The organism is Gimesia sp. (assembly GCF_048262075.1).
Taxonomy (GTDB): domain Bacteria; phylum Planctomycetota; class Planctomycetia; order Planctomycetales; family Planctomycetaceae; genus Gimesia.
The window spans coordinates 495,834-514,687 of sequence record NZ_JBLXFK010000003.1; the positions used below are offsets into that span (position 1 = coordinate 495,834).

The 18,854-nt window shown below is 50.6% G+C and carries 14 protein-coding genes and 1 tRNA gene; 2 read left to right on the forward strand and 13 right to left on the reverse strand.

Annotated features, from left to right (window positions below; all coding sequences use genetic code 11):
• Positions 1 to 252: 252 nt before the first annotated feature.
• The 9 genes from ACN0YH_RS09415 to ACN0YH_RS09455 all read right to left on the reverse strand — a co-directional run bounded on the left by ACN0YH_RS09415 (position 253) and on the right by ACN0YH_RS09455 (position 13,962).
• A complete protein-coding gene (locus ACN0YH_RS09415; RefSeq protein ID WP_417379311.1) occupies positions 253 to 1,671 on the reverse strand; it encodes a DUF1501 domain-containing protein in 1,419 nt (472 codons plus the stop codon).
• 71 nt (positions 1,672 to 1,742) lie between these two features.
• Complete coding sequence (locus ACN0YH_RS09420) at positions 1,743 to 4,238, reverse strand: PSD1 and planctomycete cytochrome C domain-containing protein (RefSeq protein ID WP_417379312.1); 2,496 nt, start codon at positions 4,236 to 4,238, stop codon at positions 1,743 to 1,745.
• Between the two features lie 227 nt (positions 4,239 to 4,465).
• Positions 4,466 to 5,608 (reverse strand): aminotransferase class V-fold PLP-dependent enzyme, encoded by a 1,143-nt coding sequence (locus tag ACN0YH_RS09425; protein ID WP_417379313.1) that lies wholly within the window; start codon positions 5,606 to 5,608, stop codon positions 4,466 to 4,468.
• A gap of 23 nt (positions 5,609 to 5,631) precedes the next feature.
• Entirely contained in the window at positions 5,632 to 6,447 is an 816-nt protein-coding gene (locus tag ACN0YH_RS09430; RefSeq protein ID WP_417379314.1) for an IclR family transcriptional regulator, read from the reverse strand.
• A 150-nt stretch (positions 6,448 to 6,597) separates the two neighbouring features.
• On the reverse strand, positions 6,598 to 7,092 hold the full coding sequence (locus ACN0YH_RS09435) for a hypothetical protein (RefSeq protein WP_417379315.1): 495 nt from the start codon (positions 7,090 to 7,092) through the stop codon (positions 6,598 to 6,600).
• 24 nt (positions 7,093 to 7,116) lie between these two features.
• Complete coding sequence (locus ACN0YH_RS09440) at positions 7,117 to 8,646, reverse strand: SpoVR family protein (protein WP_417379316.1); 1,530 nt, start codon at positions 8,644 to 8,646, stop codon at positions 7,117 to 7,119.
• Positions 8,647 to 8,717: 71 nt separating this feature from the next.
• Positions 8,718 to 9,824 carry a DUF444 family protein gene (locus ACN0YH_RS09445; protein WP_417379317.1) on the reverse strand — a complete coding sequence of 369 codons (1,107 nt, stop codon included), beginning with the start codon at positions 9,822 to 9,824 and terminating at the stop codon, positions 8,718 to 8,720.
• A gap of 102 nt (positions 9,825 to 9,926) precedes the next feature.
• Positions 9,927 to 11,987, reverse strand: coding sequence for a PrkA family serine protein kinase (locus ACN0YH_RS09450; RefSeq protein ID WP_417379318.1), 2,061 nt, complete (start codon positions 11,985 to 11,987; stop codon positions 9,927 to 9,929).
• 655 nt (positions 11,988 to 12,642) lie between these two features.
• Positions 12,643 to 13,962, reverse strand: coding sequence for a neutral/alkaline non-lysosomal ceramidase N-terminal domain-containing protein (locus ACN0YH_RS09455; RefSeq protein ID WP_417379319.1), 1,320 nt, complete (start codon positions 13,960 to 13,962; stop codon positions 12,643 to 12,645).
• 206 nt (positions 13,963 to 14,168) lie between these two features.
• Between ACN0YH_RS09455 and ACN0YH_RS09460 the strand changes: the two genes are divergently transcribed.
• Positions 14,169 to 15,167: an adenosine deaminase gene (locus tag ACN0YH_RS09460; protein WP_417379320.1), complete on the forward strand. Its 999-nt coding sequence runs from the start codon at positions 14,169 to 14,171 to the stop codon at positions 15,165 to 15,167.
• 19 nt (positions 15,168 to 15,186) lie between these two features.
• On the opposite strand, the gene ACN0YH_RS09465 is transcribed toward ACN0YH_RS09460, so the two are convergent.
• The 3 genes from ACN0YH_RS09465 to ACN0YH_RS09475 all read right to left on the reverse strand — a co-directional run bounded on the left by ACN0YH_RS09465 (position 15,187) and on the right by ACN0YH_RS09475 (position 16,673).
• Entirely contained in the window at positions 15,187 to 15,942 is a 756-nt protein-coding gene (locus ACN0YH_RS09465) for a hypothetical protein (protein ID WP_417379321.1), read from the reverse strand.
• Positions 15,943 to 16,004: 62 nt separating this feature from the next.
• Positions 16,005 to 16,078, reverse strand: a tRNA-Arg gene (locus ACN0YH_RS09470).
• Between the two features lie 103 nt (positions 16,079 to 16,181).
• Positions 16,182 to 16,673: a DUF6717 family protein gene (locus tag ACN0YH_RS09475; RefSeq protein WP_417379322.1), complete on the reverse strand. Its 492-nt coding sequence runs from the start codon at positions 16,671 to 16,673 to the stop codon at positions 16,182 to 16,184.
• A gap of 147 nt (positions 16,674 to 16,820) precedes the next feature.
• Between ACN0YH_RS09475 and ACN0YH_RS09480 the strand changes: the two genes are divergently transcribed.
• Positions 16,821 to 17,285: a hypothetical protein gene (locus ACN0YH_RS09480; RefSeq protein ID WP_417379323.1), complete on the forward strand. Its 465-nt coding sequence runs from the start codon at positions 16,821 to 16,823 to the stop codon at positions 17,283 to 17,285.
• 310 nt (positions 17,286 to 17,595) lie between these two features.
• Here ACN0YH_RS09480 and ACN0YH_RS09485 read toward each other — a convergent pair whose 3' ends face one another.
• Complete coding sequence (locus ACN0YH_RS09485; protein WP_417379324.1) at positions 17,596 to 18,768, reverse strand: phosphatase PAP2 family protein; 1,173 nt, start codon at positions 18,766 to 18,768, stop codon at positions 17,596 to 17,598.
• Positions 18,769 to 18,854: the final 86 nt, after the last annotated feature.

Here is an 18,854-nt window from a genome sequence, read left to right on the forward strand (position 1 = left end):
CGCATAACACACAAACACGCTCTGGGCGGGAAGAATCGCTAAGCCATTCATAATTCGGGAACCACTAGAACGCGTCTCATTTAAGTATAGCGTATCTCAATCTTATATACTCGGGCCAAACAGCCCTGGAGACGCTATGGTTAAATGTGATGCGCTAGAAAGTCTAAATTAAAAAACCCTTCTTCACGGGAAGAAGGGTTTGATTTGAACAAGTGTTTTATCGACCGTTGTCCTGTCTGCGAATCAACTCGTTTACGCCAGAATTCCATGGGCGACATGACCGGCGACATCGGTCAGGCGGAAATCACGGCCGGCGTAACGGTACGTCAGTTTTTCGTGGTCCATCCCCAGCAGGTGCAGCAGAGTGGCATGGAAATCGTGGATATGCATTTTATCTTTGGCTGCATAGTACCCAAACTCATCAGTGGCGCCATATTTGATTCCGGATTTTACGCCACCGCCGGCGAGCCACATGGTGAAGCCTTCGGGATTATGATCGCGTCCATTCTTCCCCTGGGCTGTCGGCGTTCGGCCAAATTCGCCTCCCCAGACGACCAGGGTATCTTTCAGCAGCCCGCGTTGCTTGAGGTCTTTCAGTAACCCGGCGATTGGCTTATCTACTTCTTTGGCATTTTTACCATGTCCTTCAAGCAGATTCCCATGTTGATCCCACTGGACTTTCTGATCGCTGTGTGAAACCTGAATAAAACGCACGCCCCGTTCTGCAAAACGACGGGCCATCAGGCACTGTCGCCCGAAATCAGCGGTTTTCTCTTCATCCAGTCCATACATTTTCATCGTTGCTTCGGTTTCGCCTGAGATATCCTGGATCTCGGGTACTTCTTCCTGCATACGGAAAGCCAGTTCAAATGAACCGATGCGGTCGTTCAGAATCTGGTTGGGGCCGGTCTCTTCCTGGTGCATGCGATTCAGGTCGTTGAGAAAATCGACCTGTTTGCGCTGAATTTTGCGAGAGAGAAAATCGTTTTTGATATATTCAATCTGTGCCTGTTTGGCGGCGACGGCAGCATTCCCCAGCGGCGTTCCCTGGTAGGGTGCGGGCAGAAATGCGGAACTCCAGTTCTTCACACCGCCGTGCGCGAGTGTCGGGCAGATGGTAATGAAGCCGGGCAGGTTCTGGTTTTCGGTGCCCAGTCCATACGTCACCCACGATCCCATACTGGGTCGTACGAAGGCATCACTGCCGGTATGAAGCTTAAGCAACGCGCCCCCGTGGGCTGCATTGGTACCATGCAGTGAGTTGATGATACAGAGATCGTCCACGCATTCTGCCACATTGGGGAACAGTTCACTGACATGAATGCCACTCTCGCCATACTGCTTGAACTTCCAGGGCGACTTCAACAGGTTACCCGTGGGAGCGAATTGCACCCGGGGCTTATCAAAGGGAAGTGGCTTGCCGTCATACTTCTGCAGTTGCGGTTTGTAATCGAACGTATCCATGTGGGAGGGCCCCCCCTTCATGAACAGAAAGATGACCCGTTTGGCCCGTGGCGTGAAATGGGGTTCTTTCGGTGCGAGGGGATCTTTTGATTTCGAAGCCTGCACTTCATCGTTCAACATGGAGAGTAAGGCGAGGTTCCCGAAACCGACGGCTGATTTTTTCAGCAGTTCCCGGCGGGAATATAATGATTGAGGTAGGATACTCATAACGTGTCTCGTTTATTATTGAACAGTTTCAAGTTGATTCTGGTTTTTACATTCTGCTTGACTGAACCCGATTACCGGAGATAGATAAATTCGCTTGATGCAAAAATAGACTGACAGAGCACCTGCCAGCTGCGGGTGATTCGTTTCTCGGAATCAGCCTCTTCTGCCTGCAGTTCTTTTTCCAGTTCCTCCAGGAAGTGCAGAGACTTGCTGACTTCCATTTCCGTCGGAGGTCGTCCAAAGGACTTCAGGAACAGTTCCTGAATCTTCTGTTCGGGTGATAAGGCTGTCTGATGCAATATTGTTTCCGCCATGCGATGCGATGCTTCTTCAACCAGTTCACTGTTCAGCAGGAACAGAGCTTGAGGCGCGACCGTCGTTGAGGCACGATCACCGTTTAACACACTAGCGTCCGAATAATCAAACAGCATAAACATTCCATACAGGTGATTGCGAATCACCGGCAGATAAATGGAACGCCGATTGAAGTCATAAGTGACGCCGTCTTTTGATTCGTGATTGAATACAAAGGCACGGTTATCCACATTCAGCAGCGAGCCTCCCAGGGCGGGATCCAGCCCATCACTGACGGTGAGAATAGAATCACGAATCGATTCGGCATCCAGGCGGCGGACATCAACACGCCACATCAGCTTGTTATCCGGATCTACAGCCGCGGCTTGTGAATTAAATTCGCTGCTCATCTGCCAGGTATTTGACAGTAGAATCAGACGATGCAATTGTTTCAGAGACCAGTCTTCTTCCATCAGTTTGACGGCCATCCAGTCCAGCAGCGGTTGATTGGTGGGTTTGGCCCCCAGTTTTCCGAAGTTATCGGGTGTGGCAACAATCCCTTTTCCGAAATGCCAGCGCCAGACCCGGTTCGTTATCACGCGTGACGTTAAGGGATGCTGCCTGCTGGCCAGCCATTCTGCAAATTTGAGACGTCCGCTCTGTTTTTCCGGGAACGGATTCTGTGGTTGCTGACTCAGTACCACGGGTACATGACGCGGTACGGTTTCGCCTAAAGTCAGGTGACTGCCGCGAATATGAATGGGAACATCAATGGTCTCCCGTTCGGCTGCCCCGAGAGCTGTGGGGACTTCCGGTCGTTCTTTTGTCAGTTTGGCGACCTGATCCCGAAATGTTTTGAGTTGCTGTTGTGCTTCTTTGGAGTAGGAGCCTTCGGGCTTGGCAGGAAGTTTGAAGTCTTTCCCCCCTTCTTTCACCAGCCGTTCATTTTCGGCTTTGACCAGGGCAGCAATTTTATCATTCTCGGCTTTGATCTTCTGATCAAAGTCGGACTGTATTTTGAGTTCGGCATCTGTGGCCAGTGAATTCTCATGCCAGCGGGCGACCTTGTTATAGTGCTCCATGATTTTGGTGCTTTTCAGGACACCGGCCAGGCCATAATAATCGTGTGCAGAAATGGGATCAAATTTATGATCGTGACAGCGTGCACACCCCATGGTGAGCCCCATCATGGAAATGCCAATCGTATTGATCTGTTCGTCAATGATATCCATTTCCATTTTGACGGCGTCCACTTCAGCCAGCACCTTGGGACCCAGTGACAGGAAGCCGGTCGCGATCAGTCTCTCATTGCGCTGTTCCACATTTTTCGCCGGTTCCATCAGATCGCCGGCCAGCTGTTCTTTGATAAACTCATCATAAGGTTTATCTTTGTTGAGCGCATTGATGACGTAGTCGCGATACTTCCAGGCAGTGCCATAAGCGATATTTTCATCCAGGCCGTTGGAGTCGGCATAACGGGCGACATCCAGCCAATGACGTCCCCAGTGCTCGCCGTAATGGGGTGAAGCCAGCAGACGATCAACGACTTTCTCAAACGCATCGGGAGAAGAATCACTCAGAAAGTTGTCGATTTCCTGGCGTGTCGGAGGCAATCCGGTCAGATCAAAGGTCGTCCGTCGAATCAACGTACGTTTGTCTGCAGGACGCGCGGGTGTCAACCCAGTCTGTTCCAGTTGATGCAGGATGAACTGATCGATCGGATTTTTGACCCACGACTTCTGTTTGACTTCAGGCAGGGTCGGCTTTTTCACTGTCTGAAACGACCAGAACTCACGTTCTTTTTCCAGATCGTATTTCCCCTTATCGCTGGGTGCACGCAGCAGACTTAAATCTGCGTTTGGATAGGGCGCTCCCATTTTGACCCAGTTCGTCAGGTCATTAATTTCCTCTTTACTCATTTTCTCATCGGGAGGCATCTGCAGATCATTAGATTGATAGTTCACTGCAGTAATCAACAGGCTCTGTTCCGGTTTGCCGGGAACGATCAATGAACCCGCCTTGCCCCCCTGGGCGATGCCTTTGAACGTGTCGACTCGTAAACCGGATTCCTGCTCATCTGCGCCATGACAATCATAGCAGTGCTTGATCAGGAGGGGACGAATCTTCGCTTCAAAAAACTGGATCTGTTGCTGGTCGGGTTCTTTCTCGGCCGCTTGAAGTGGAGTGACACTCAACGCAGCGAGTGCGATTAATAATCCGCATGAACCCTGTGTTACGAAAGTACAGAAACAATCTCGTAAACGAGCAGACATCTTCATGATTTTTCCCAGCAGTTTCAGGTAGGAACCACAAATTGATATTAGCGGAGCGAGAGTCTCTCACACCAATAATGAGCGGCTATTGAGTGAAGGTAAGAACTTTTGAAGAATAAGGTTATGTCTTACCTCTATTATATGATCTCTGGTCCATAAGTCAGCAAAAATTAAGACTTAAAACTATTTCTCAGCGAGTTTTTAAATATTCAGCAGCCATAAACCACCTAATTTCCAACAAAACTTCTGGATAAAGCGTGGTTCAATTCGCTCAGGAACGTCTCCACGTTTTCCATCGTATTATAACCATGCAACGCCACACGGATGCGTCCGGCGTGGTACATGGGGTGAATTTGTTTACTATGCAGATGCTGATAAATGCGTTCTGCTTCGGGATGACGAAAGGCTATTATTCCAGCCAGATGCTCAGTACTGGGAGGCGAGATCAATTCAACGGAGGTCTCTTTCAGCCCTGCGAGACAGGCTTCGACCAGTGGTGTAGTCGCGCGGTTGATCTCTTCAACGCCGGTCGAAGTAATGTAGTCCAACGCAGCCCTGATGGCATAGACGGCGGGGTAATTGGGCATGCCCACGGTAAAGCTGGCAGCGCCCGGCAGGCTTTCCGCTTCTTCAAAACGCTGATCTCCAAACGCGTCTTTCAGGTTGAACCAGCCGCCTGCAGGGACCGTCCAGTCCCGGGCTTTTGCAGAAGGAACTCCAACCAGTCCGCCACCATGAGAAGCGAGAATCCATTTATGGGTACTACTGACAATCAAATCGATATCAGTCAGATCCAGGGGAATCCGCCCGAGAGCCTGTGTCACGTCCAGGGCGATCAGAGCAGAAGAGTTTGCACGAATGGTCTGGATCACATCCTGTAGAGGAATTTTATAACCATTGAAAAAACTGACCAGCGAAATACTGACGACCCTGGTTTTCATACTGAGCAGCGATTTCAGATCTTCGAGGTGTAACTCCCAATCACGAGACTTCCAGACCTTCACGGACGCCGGACAACTCTGCTGCAGGCCATAGGTATAACTGGCAGGAAAATCCAGATCGCTGACAATGATTTCATCACCGGTTTTAAGTTGCAGTGCCTGGTATGCGAGATTAAAGGCTTCTGAGCTGCAGGAGCAGATACTGACTTCTTCAGAACTCAAACCGTACATCTGAGCCAGCAGTTCTTTTGCTGCGTCCCACTGAGCTTCATGCAGCTTTCTGCCATCCATGCCCAGCAGTTTATCCTGAAAATACTGCTCAAATGCATTTCCGACGGATAGCGGTGGAATCCCTTCCGCGGCCGTATTTAAATAGACACGGTCGCTTAAACTGGGAAAGTCCTGATCGCGCGTTGCCTGATCCAACATGAAAACTCCGTTCGATTCACTCGTTAAGTTGACTTGACGCCATGAGCAGGGGCATCCTGTTGACTGATCATTGTCGGCCCAAACTCACTTGAAATCGCCTGTGAACACTCCAGCATGGCAGAAGAAATGCGGGCACTCTCATCCGCTTCGCCCACTCGCAGAATATGTGATACGCATAAGACTGCCAGCAACCTGCCATCCGCGCCGAGTATCGGCGTCGCTGTATCCTGAACACCGACAATCAGCGTACTTTCCATTGTGCGGAAACCGGACTGCCTGATGCTGGCGAACTCACTTTCCCACTCTTTGATCTGCTCTGCCGGCTGATCGGCCTGCTCCCAATATTTCTGTCGCTGATCGGCTGTGTGAAACGCCAATGCGACATGGCCGCTGTTGCGTTCGTGTAATTTGAAGCTGGCACCGATGCGGACTGCCAGGGAAACGTCTGCGTCACAATCCACGCGGGCAATGACCAGCATTTTATTGCGTACGACGAGATTCAGATGACATGATTCATTCAGCTCGTTTGTCAGCGATTCCATGTGAGGCGTGGCGCGGGCAATCAGGGCTTCGGTGCTGGCATGTTTGGCACCCAGCTCAAACAGTTTAGTACTCATGCGATAGCCCTGATTGGCATCCCGGATCAGGTAGCCTTGCTCATTCAGGCAGGCCATGACCCGGAACAATTCCTGTTTCGTGCGTCCTAAACGGTCTGCAATGTCCGTTAAAGAGAGCGGCTGGGAGATCCCGGACAGCAGCTCCAGCACTTCCAGACCCTTCTCCAGAGCCGGTACACGGTACGATAATCTTGTTTCGGTGCGCTCTAATGTTTTACTCATGAAATATGATTTTACATATAAAACAGTGTTCGTCAAGCACGAAATTCGAATTTATAAGTAAGACTTATCTACATAAAACAAAACACCTTAGGTACCAATGGCCTAAGGTGTTTTGCTGGAATTCGTCTGGAGATATTACTGTCTCGGGGTTCAGGGAACCGTATTGACGAGGTCTTCTACGAGTTTTTTGAGAACCTCGTGCGTCACCTGCAGATCGACCTGGGTACGCCCGGTCTGACCTTTCTGGGATTCGAAGCGTTTGAGACTGAAATTGCCATTCGCGTGTGAGGACAGAATCACCTCATAAAACCGGGTACCGGCGGGCTGCTGATCGGGGGGAGTCGAGCGAATGAGCACCTGACCTGCATCCTCATCGTATTCCAGCGGACCGATATTCTCGAGCAGATAGGTGATCCGCTGACAGAGCTTCTGCCCCCACTCTTTGAGCTTGTCAAATGTGGCCTGTGTCAACGCAGGGACATTAACGCGGATTTCCTGAAAGGAACAGCTCATCGTATCTACCGAGGTAAAATCGAGCATGACTTCGATCTTACCTTTTGCAGCGAGCGTGACCGTGCGAGGCTGAGCCGAATGAAAGCCGACCAGTTGGATCAGTTCATGATTGAGTTGATTTAAAACAGTCATAGGGAAATCCTCCCGACGAGGATCTTAATTTTTTTCTTTGGAATTCGTGGAGTGTTTTTTGCCATCGTAGCTCAAAATCGTGGGGCGATCATCGACGACGGTTTCAATATTTACGGGGCGTTTCCAGATCGCATGCAGGTTAACCAGGGTGTCCTGGGCATAATCAAGTTTGAGCTCCACTCCCAGGTATTCATGTTCCAGGTAGAGTTCACCCCGGTTTTTATAGTTCGCATCCTGCACATAAATCACCGGCCGGCCATGATTGCTCAGGCTGTTCAACAACTGCTGCTTGATCTGTTGAAATTCTCGTGACTGAATTTCATAGGTCTTATTGGAATCGTTAAAGGCAAATGAAAACATTTTCTGCTTATAACAGAACTCGGGAGTCAGGAAGGTATCGATAAACGTAATATCGTTATGAATCCGTCTGACTTCAAAGATCTTTTCGCGACCTAAGCCCAGGTCCTGATCCCAGTGCTCCTTCTGATACATGTCGGTGCAGTTATCGTATTCCGGGCCGAACTGTCCTTTATTCCAGCGTTCTTCAATATCCTTGAGCAGTTCAATGCCCAGTTTGTAGGGATTCAGGCGATTCGGACTGGTGGCCATTGTGCCACTGTGATGGTCGGCGTAGTTAATGAGCCCTTCATCAGTCAGACCGTGCCTGGTCATGATGGTGGAGTGCCAGAAGCTGGCCCAGCCTTCATTCATAATTTTGGTCTGCCCCTGGGGCGCGAAGTAACAGGCCTCATCACGAATGATCGTCAGCACATCCCGCTGCCAGTCTTCCAGGGGGGCATATTGAATCAGAAAGTACAAGACATCCCGCATCCGCTCTTTGGGAAACTTGAGTTGGTCTGAGAGTTCCCGCGCTTTCTGCCGTTTCTGGCTGGCTTCTTCCTCAAGTACCTCTTCGGGGTTGATGTACCGGTCCATATAATACTTGGCCGGGAAACGTCCGCCGGTACTTTCGCTCTCTTCTTCTGTACGTTTCTGGGTCTCTTCCCTGGTTTCCGTTTTCTGCGTCCTGCGGATATGGGGAGCATACGGGTCGATCAGACTTTCCAGAGACAGGCAGGTATCGATGAATGTTTCAACCACTTCATAACCATGATTGTCTATGTGTCGATTCATGCGGGTGGCATGGTTGGCCATCTGGTCCAGCATTTTTCGGTTCGTCTGTGAGAACCAGGCATTGTTCTTAAAAAAATCACAGTGACCATAAACATGGGCAATCACCAGTTTCTGGTCGGTGATATCATTGGCACTGAGCAGATAGGCGTAACAGGGATCAGTGTTGATCACCATTTCGTAGATTTTCTGCAGCCCGTAAGAATAACCTTTCATCAACTCATCGTACTGTGCGCCAAACCGCCAGTGCGGATATCGAACCGGAAATCCACCATAGGCGGCGAACATGCTCAGCTCTTCATAGTCCAGGACTTCAAAGATGGTCTTGAAGAAATCCAGGCCGTAATCGAGCGCATGCTGTTCCATCTCCTGCTGGATATCGCTTAACTCTTGCGGTAAAGGGCGGTAAGTTGTCACTACCATAAGGTCCTCCGTCAGCTTCTGTTGTCAGTATAAATAATACGCTGACTGGCTGCTGTAAATCACAACAGTATTTACTTGCCTGTTCCCAGGAATGTTTTGATGGAACCGTAAATCGCTTCTTTATCATCAATTTCCGAGAGGATCAGGTTGTCGAACTCCTCTTCCACTTTGCGGAGTTCTTTAATGAAATCACCCGATCCATAGGGACTGCGGACCTGCCCGTAACAGAACAGGTTACAGATCGGAAACAGATTCTGTTTGAGATTTTCGATACAGTCCGAATTATCTTCGCCCCAGTTGTCTCCATCCGAAAATTGAAAACAGTAAATATTCCACTGGGAGGGGGGAAAGTCGCGTTTGATAATGTGGTCGGCAGCCCGGTAAGCGGATGAGATACGCGTCCCGCCGCTCTCTCGAACGCGGTAAAACGTATCCTCATCCACTTCATGAGCCACGGCATCGTGCACGACATAACGGCGTTCAATACCGTCATACTGACGCTTGAGCCAGGTATCGATCCAGAAGGCTTCCGTGCGAACAATTTCTTTCTGCACGTCGGTCATCGACCCGGAGACATCCATCATATAAATGACGGCGGCATTCGTATGCGGCTCGGTAACGGTTTTCCAGCTGCGAAAGCGTTCGTCATCTTTTGTGGGAACGATGAAGGGATCTTTGGGATCGTAATTATTCGTGGCGATCATCCGCCTGAGTGCCCGTTTATACGTGCGTTTAAAATGGCGGAGGGAATCAGGGCCTGTCGGACGAATCGAAGTATAGCGGTCTTTCTGTGATGTGAGAGCGTCTTCCCCCTTGGGTTCGATCCGCGGAAGTTCCAGTGCCTCGCCTAGCATGTCGGCGAGTTCTTCGAGCGTTAATTCGACTTCACGAATATGCTGCCCGCGTTCGTTGCCGGCCTGACCGGGACCATCGCCGTCCCCTTTGCCGCGACCGATGGGCTGACCGACTTCACCTTCTCCCTGTCCGACACCACCACTCCCTTTTTCACCATGCTGGAAATGGGGGATCTCGATATTGGGAACAGGGATACTGACGGTCTCGCGGCCTTTACGACCAATCATTTCACCATGATTGATATATTTCCGGAGCTGTTGTCGGACCTTCCCTTTGATAATTTTATCGAACCGTTGCTGGTCACGATCAATTCTTCGCACCATGGTATCGAGCCCCTTTCAGAACAGGGAATCAGAGTGAGTCGGTTCTCATTTAATTCCTTCTTATCCTGGGTTAGTTTCATTCGTATTAAATAGAATCATGAATCAGGCAGCGTCGCTGTTCTTTTTCGTATCGCCGCGAGCAAAAATGCTGGCGACGTACTGCAGAACATCGGTCGCGGACTCTTCGTCGTAACCGTAATTTCGGATGAGCCGCGCTTTGACGATGTCGATCTTTTCCTGCGTTTCGGAATCGACGACATTCGAAACCAGGCTCGTCAGTTTGATCGTATCTTTCTGGTCCTCGAACAATTTCATCTCGAGGGCTTTCTGCAGACGATCATTGGTTTTGTAGTCGAACGATTTGCCGTCCAGTGACAGGGCACCAATGTAGTTCATGATTTCGCGGCGGAAATCATCCTTCCTGGTGTCCGGGATATCAATTCGTTCTTCAATGGATCGCATCAGGCGTTCATCCGGTTCTTCGTACTCGCCGGTGAATTTGTTTTTCACGCGTTCTTTCTGCGTGTACGCCTTGACGTTATCGAGATAATTGCCACACAGTCGCGTGAGAGCTTCCTCGTCGGCGGCGATCGCACGCTGAACTTCGTTCTTCACGATATCAGTATATTCTTCCTTCACAACAGTGATGAGCTGACGGTAATGGTCACGCATGTCATCATTGGCAATCAACGAATGATGCTTGAGACCTTCTTCCAGTTCGTTGAGCAGCATGAACGGATTCAGGTTGGAACTATGCGAATTCACCACCAGTGCATTGGAGATTTTGTCCTGCACGTAACGGGGTGAAATTCCAAACAGACCTTCCGACTTGGCTTCCTTGCGAAGCTGCTCCACATTCTCAGTAGTGAAGCCGGGCAGGGATTTTCCGTTATACAGGTTCATTTTCTGGATTAACGTCAGTCCGTGATGTTTGGGAGTTTCCAGTCGTGTAAGTACGGCCCACATCGCAGCGATTTCCAGTGTATGCGGGGCAATGTGTTTACCACGAACCCGTTTGGTATTGTAGTCCTTCTCGTATATTTTGACTTCTTCACTGAGCTTCGTGACATACGGCACATCAATTTTCACGGTACGGTCGCGCAATGCTTCCATGAATTCGTTGGACTGCAGTCGGCGGTATTCCGGCTCATTCGTATGGCCGATAATGACAGTGTCGATATCGGTCTGTGCGAATTTCTTCGGCTTGATTTTGTGCTCCTGTGAAGCCCCCAAAAGGTCGTACAGAAACGCGACGTCCAGTTTGAGGACTTCGATGAACTCAATCAGCCCCCGGTTGGAAACATTAAATTCACCATCGAAATTAAAAGCACGCGGATCACTTTCACTGCCGTACTGGGCAATTTTACGATAGTTGATATCACCGGTCAGTTCGGTGGAATCCTGGTTCTTTTCGTCTTTCGGCTGGAAAGTACCAATGCCGATCCGATCCTGCTCGGAGAAGGTAATGCGTTTGACCACGATCTGATCCATGACTTTGGTCCAGTCGCCATTGGCTTTTTCAAGCCGTTCGTTGAAGATGAATCGACTGAGTGGGCAGACTTCCCCTGTAATCTCTACTCCGTAGCCAGCATCTTTGTCGGGATCACGGCCGGCATTCAGATAGTCGCAGATCTCCTGACGGTTCTTGAGGGGGACCAGCTGCAGCGGATCGCCGTTCATTGGATCCCAGAGAATTGAGCCATCTTCTTCTTTCCAGCCGAAGCTGTAGACGGCACCGTCTTCGGTGCGGGAATAACGTTCGAGCCCCTGCTTGAGCAGACGGGCGATCGTACTCTTGGAACTCCCCACCGGGCCATGCAATAACAGCACGCGGCGTTCGCTGCCATACTTGAGAGCAGCCGACTTGAACACATTGACCAGTTCCATCAGAGGTTTGGAGAGTCCGAAGATGCCATCTTTACCCTCGTTGACGGGATCGTCAAAGAAGCGATACCGGATCAGGTTTTTTTTGCCTTCGACCGGGTAGGTTCCATAGCTCATGATCATATCATAAACACGCTGGAACGCCGTTCGCGTCACCCGGGGATCCTGTCGAACAATATCGAGGTACTCTTCAAAAGTCCCCTGCCAGTGTTCCTGAAGAAATGAGTCCGCATTCAGCTGACTCGAGATTTGCTTTAAGATTGATCGACCATTTTCCATGGGAATCCTCCTTCTGGCGTTACGAACGGCATTGCTGCCCGTCGATTTATCAGCCAATAAGTTCGAGGTAATTTGATAAGGGAAATTTTTCTAAAGTGCGAGAGCCTTTCACTAGGTCCAGAATATTCAGTATCAAACAGACACGCATGGCGCAGGGATAGTTCCCTCATTCAAAATAAAAATGAACTGAGGTTGTTAAAAGACCGTCCATGGCCAACACCTAATTGTAAAAAGTGGGATTATCGTGTGGACGTGGCTCGAGCATTTTCAAGGCATGCCACACAGGAATGTCAGGGGCCTAATTTTATGTTTCGAGCACTACTATTATTTCCCACGTCTTAATTTGAGACAATACCAATATTCAAGTCTGTGATTTTGGCTACGAAAAACGAACGCATTTGAAAGACATTAAGTGACTACTTGATAACCAGTTAGTAAAACATACCAGAACACGAACTGTTTCCGCGAATGCGCGGGAAGAATGCCTGAACGAACTGGTTCTTTACGAATTAGACAGGCTGGATTTGGATTCTTTGATAAATCCTGCGCGACTTCGATCAGCACTATTCTTACGTAAAATACAGTGTAACCAGAAAAATATTTTTTCGTTTTTTGTGGTAACGTTCATCAGGCTGGCACAACCAGGAGTGTCCACTTAGCGCTTGAGTAGAGAATGGATCAGTCTGATAATGCGGTCTTCGAGACCAGGCTGAAACGGACCATGAATGCCGAAGTACTTCATGGCTCCGCCTCCTTCATATCCCCCCTCTTTCAAAACCCGTTCCGAGGGGACATACGCGAAGACTTCGTTACAGTAACCTGCAACCCAGATCTTTCGATCCGCGAATTCCTCGTGAAGCCGGATGGCATAATCAATTACGGTTTCCCCGCCGAGCCCGATAAGTGTCAGGTCCTTGCCAAACTCAATCACCTGGACTGAGAATGGATATGAGTCCGGAATTGAACCCTGCTGTTCCAGTTGCTTGAGCAGATGATTGGTGAGTCGCTGAGAATAGATGTCCCCCTGCCCCTGTTGCGCCAGCAGCTCCTCGCGCGAAGGTGGTTTGACAAAGAGTAAATCGGTTCGCTCAAATTGCACTTTCAATGGTCCATGAAGTGGCTTCAAAGGCGCGGCTAAAGCCCGTGTGACTGCTGAAGCCAGCGAACGACCATGCTGCTCGGCCAGTTCCCGGGTGCCGCGCGGATCGGGATTGGCATCGCCGCCACAGCCCAGCATAAACAGGGCGGTGACACCGGGATACTTTTTTTCCAGTTCAATCTGGGCAAAGCCGGCGTAGTCTCCACAGAATTCAAAATATGCCAGCGTGGTATTATGACAGGCATAGCCAAACAGAACCGCCTGGAGCTCCCCTGCAGGATCGCTGATTTTCAGGACGGGCACCGTATGATCAACAGGGCCATCCGGATTGATGCGACCGCGACGGTTAATGGCAAAGGTAGCACGGTCTTCGCCATAACTTAGTTGGGCCGGTTTCAGAGACTTACTGGCAGAGATGATGACTTTGACCAGCTTGTCTTCTAGCACCTTGGCATAGTCATCAACGTCTTTCTGCTGAGCAGGGCTGAAATCATAAGCCAGCGGTGCACAACCCCGCACGACGGGTGAGCAATGCGTGTGGGAAGAGTTGAGCAGAATCTGTTCGCGGGTCATCCCGGTCTCGCGGGCCACCCGAGTCCCGACGTTATCTGAGAGTTCACGCGTCAAACCGATCAGATCAGTCGTCACTATCGCAGCCCGGTTTCCCTGTCCGTCTTTGAACACGAGTGCCTTGGCCCATAAGGGATGTGTGGTTCCTTCAGCCGGTTTTTTGCGTGACGCATAGCCCGCCAGCCAGATTTTTTTGGCGGGCGTAATGTCGCTTCGCGCCACGCCAACCTGCCAGTCTGCGGCAGGGAGAGGAACCTGAAAACAGACAAGCAGCATCGCCAGACAGGACAGGATCAATTTTAACATGCAGTCACCTCAGCGTAGTGCACCAGAATACTTTCTTTGGAACGGCTCACCTTCCTTAGAAAATTCGCCTGTAATTTATCCTAACATTGTCTCAGCAGAATGCGAAGTCTGGCGGGCTCCGGCATGATGTTGACAAACCCGGCTCTCAAGCTACCATGTCGCCAGCAACTACAGCCTGCAGATTCCTTTCAAGATGGAGAGACACCATGGATGAGTTTATCGCCCGCCTGCCCAAAGCGGAACTGCACCTGCACATCGAAGGGACGCTGGAGCCGGAACTGGCGTTTCAACTGGCAGACAAGAACCGGATGAGCTTGCCGTTTGACTCCGTGGAAGAAATGCGGGCGGCCTTTAATTTCAGTGACCTGCAGTCATTTCTGGACCTGTATTATGCTTCGGTGAGCGTCGTCTGCAGCGAGGAAGATTTTTATGAACTCACGATGGCTTATCTGAAAAAAGCCGCTTCTCAAAATGTGAAACATGCGGAAATCTTTTTCGATCCCCAGACCCATACCGCCCGGGATATCCCGATGGGAACCATCGTCCATGGAATCTCGGCGGCTTTGAAAGACGGGCAGAGTCAACTTGGCATCTCATCCAAGCTGATCCTGAGCTTCCTCAGGCACCTTTCCGCAGAATCAGCCATGGAGACACTGGAGCAGGCGGCGCCTTTCCGCGATCAGTTTATTGGCGTGGGACTGGATTCCTCAGAACTGGGACATCCCCCTTCCCAATTTGTGAAGGTCTTTGACGCGGCCCGCCAGCAGGGATATCGCGTGGTCTGTCACGCGGGTGAGGAAGGTCCGCCGGAATACATTACCGAAGCGCTGGACCTGCTACATGCAGAACGCATCGACCATGGCGTGCGCTGCATGGAAGACCCGGATCTAGTCAAACGACTGGCCGCTGAACAGATCCCGCTAACGGTCTGCCCGCTCTCCAATGTGCGGCTGTGTGTCTTCAAGACCATGAAAGAACACACCCTGAAACAGATGCTGGATGCGGGCCTGTTGGTGACCGTCAATTCCGACGATCCCCCCTACTTCGGCGGCTATGTGAATGAGAACTTCGCGGCGATTCAGGAAGCCTTCGATCTGTCACCCGACGACCTGATCAGACTTGCCCGGAATTCGTTCGAAGCCTCATTCCTGAACGACGAGGAAAAACAGACCCTGATCGCCGAACTGCCAGCCACATCGGTCTAATCCATTCTCTGAATGATTCTTACTTGAGTGTATCCAGCACCTGATTCAAGTACTGCTTCACCTGGGGATCGACTTTCTCATACCCTTTGTCTGAACGAGGTTGTCCCATTGCGTGACGCATGGCGTTGTGCATCAGGTAGCGGCCAGTATCGGTTTTCATGTGAATCGCATCGCGGTAGATGTCGGTAATTTCATCGAAAGGCGCTTTGTTGTTTTTGATATCCGTATTCACCTGGTCCAGCAGATCGATGGCATGGGTCTGTTTGAATTTCCGCTCAGGGTATTTTTTCTGCAAAGCCGCCAGCAACGCCTTGATATAAGCGGGGCTGTGCTGCATTTTCCCGGAGACCTCTTTGCTGGCATATTCTTCAGCGCGGGTCTTACTTCGCGCCCAGCCGGTATGAATGATAAAGACCGCTTTGGGCTGCATTTCCACCCATTTGGAAATCGTGGCGAGATCTTCGTCCAGCGTGGCGCCGTAGTGTGTCTGCACGGAAATCAGATCGTACTGTTTTTCTTTCAGCGCCTGTGCCCAGAGCGTGGAAGTTTTAACACAAGGCATTTCCGGGTGCGCCATGATGTAAGGCAGACTCTTACCACAATCGACGTGCCACTGCACATCCCCCTCCAGCAGCGAAGGAGCGGTGTCCCAGGTCAGCGAATTTCCGATCAGATAATAACTCTTGGCTTTGTCTTCCGCCTGGAGTGGCACATCGGTCGAGATCAAACAGAGTGTGATGAAACTGATAGCGAACATGGGAAGCGACTTGAGCATCTGTCCTGGTCCTTCGTCATTATGAGGAGTGAGTCACAGAAGTTACACATCGTGAGATTAAGCACCCCCGGCAGGGTTCGAACCTGCGACCTATGCTTTAGGAAAGCATTGCTCTATCCAACTGAGCTACGGGGGCTGAGTGATCCTAATATAGTAGGGGTTCAGGGCTTTCGTCAAACGACTGCTCTGCCGGAATTGAGAGTGACACCAAAAAGGGAGGCCGGGTGCGCCTGCAGTGTTCATTTCATGGGTTCGGCTTTGACGTAGAGCTCTTTGGGAGCGGTCTCGTAATACTTGAACATCGCCGGGCAGATCCAGCCTTCCATGTCGGAATCGGAGAAGCGGTAGTAGTTACCCCCTCCATCGCCGCGAAGCCAGACCAGCTTTTTCTGATACTGGGGGAACGGTTTGGCCGAAAACAGCAGGCGGAAGCCTTGATCTGCATCGGGAATGTCTTTGACGATTACATCAATCATCTCCGGGACGCCGGCGACAAACGGTTCCTGCAGGAGACCAGCGGAACTGTCGTCAAAGACCCACGTCCCCTGATGTCGATACGGGGCAATGACCATGATCGCATTCTGGCGGGGCAGATTGTTTGCAAAAGGGAGCAAGTTGAACTGCCAGGCGATGCCGACCACGATCAGGATCATCCCAATCGAAATCAGATACATGCGACGCCAGTGAATCCGCGGTGGATCGGTTGTCTGAGCTATGGTTTCTTCTGTCATCGGAAATTCCTTTGACGGGATTTATCAGTTACCCGTTTCTATCAGTTTAACCGATTGTCCGCCGAAAGCGAAAAAATTGTCTCTCGATCATCTGATTGCCGACATTAATTAAAGAATGATATCTTAATTTGAGGTGGATCAGAAAACGTGGCGAAACGTAAGTCAATCGAACCAATCAATGTGAATCAGTGGATCGCGGCCTTTTGCGGGATGATACTGGGGCTGTTACTGGAAGCGATTATCGGCGGTTATTCCTGGATGGAAACCGGACCGATGATCCGGTTTCAAAGTGGTGTCCGTCTGCCTGTCATTGGCCCCATACTGGGCGGGGCGCTGGCTTACCTGTTTGCGTTGCGGTTCGGCGAAGTCAAAATCCGGGGTATGTTGAAGTATTCGATTGTCGGAGCGATCGTTGGCCTGCTGATCGGCTATTTTCTGGGTGCCTGCGTGCTGGCCCCCATGCTGGCACAACAGGATCCGTATTACAGCTTCCTCAGAAGTAAGGTCACCGCCGGTTACACACGGTATTTCATCTTGAATGGCATGCCTGTGTGTGCGATCATAGGTTGTGTACTTGGTATGATCTACAGTGTGAAACTCAAACGGCGTTAATGAAATGGCCCGTATCCTGAAATTAGACCAAAGTATTATCTTCAAAAGAGTCTCGATTTGCGGACTGGGAATCTTTCTGCTTCTGTTGACATACGTGTTAAGCATCGGCCCGGCGTATGCCTACCTGATCAATCATTTTGGCAACGTCTCTGAACATACTTCTGAACGGATCACGTCTTTCTACTCGCCAATCTATTACCCCTGTCGTGCTGACAAACCTTTTTTTTATCAGTTCAACGAGTATATCATGTTCTGGACGAAACGACTCTGACAGAAACCATGTCAGCCAGGTCACAGTGTTGTCCCTTGACTACCAGTTGTATTCAAATCCCACGCCGGTCACCCCTGACCAGGAAATCGGATAGACACTCCAGTGGCGATCCGGATTTTGTGTGGCATCGACGGCGTTGGTGGCGATCCACGCCATCCACCAGCCGAGAAATACCTGTGAGGGGTAATGTCGATTGTCATTGATGCGGGAGAGAGGCACCAGCGTGGATCCGGCGTAGAACGCCAGTTTGAGCAAAGGTTTATCGGTCACTTTGGCGGCAGCCAGAAACGGGATGGCCCCCATGAAACTGTGGCCGCTGACACCGTTATTATCCTGGAAGGGCTTCCACTGTGCATTCGCTGTGGTTTCCCCCGGCCGCGAGGCGCCGGTGACTAACTGCATGGCCAGCATGGGAGGCGTACCAACGATGATCGCGCGAAGCGAGCGTTCCCCCCATTCACCGGTTTGATTCACAAGCGGGATTTTTTCAAACATGGCGCCCGCTACCCAGGCAGCAGCAAACAGCGGAATAGTGTAACGACCGTTGCCCAATTCTTTCTGCGCATGTAATCCGTGCAACCATTCATCGGACGAGGCACTGAGTACACTGGACTGGCTATGATTTTGAATGCCACCATCCAATGAGGTATTTGCCATAACAGCGCCGATGCCGAATCCGCCTGCCAGCCAGGTCAATGACTCTTTCGAGTAATAATTCGCATGATCCTCTTTCACTTTGCTCCAGAGTATCAGCCGCTCACTTGCCATTTCCGATTCGAAACTGGGATTCACACAGCCAAAGTCCCCCAGAGGTTCTTCAGACAGAAAACCAGTCACAATCACCGATGCCGGCAATCCAGCGGACAATGCTTCATCGGCCTGTTCATATTCAGTCAATACTTCGCGGGGTGGATCGCCCCAGAAGGAACCTGCCGAGGTGTCCCCCTTCAAGACAGCCAGTCCGAACTCCTCATCCGCTGCAGCAGCGGTTGGCTCTCGCTTGTGCTGATCACCCGGCGTGACATTGTGTGAAACCGCTTGTGAGCGCTGCAGCGTCGAATTCAACCATTTCCCCCTGGCAGAACGGTTTGTCGAAATACAGCCCGTTAACACAGACAGCGCAAGCAGACACACGGACAGCAGAAAAATGCGTCCTGAGATCAGGCTGCCTGCACAGTATGTCTGTAATTTCAGCGTCCGAGTTTGATTCATCGTGTGTTTTAAGCAGAGATGTGAGGTGTCGTGACAAGCGAAGTAAGACTAAGAGAGGGAGTGTGAGGAAACGAGTACCAATCGTC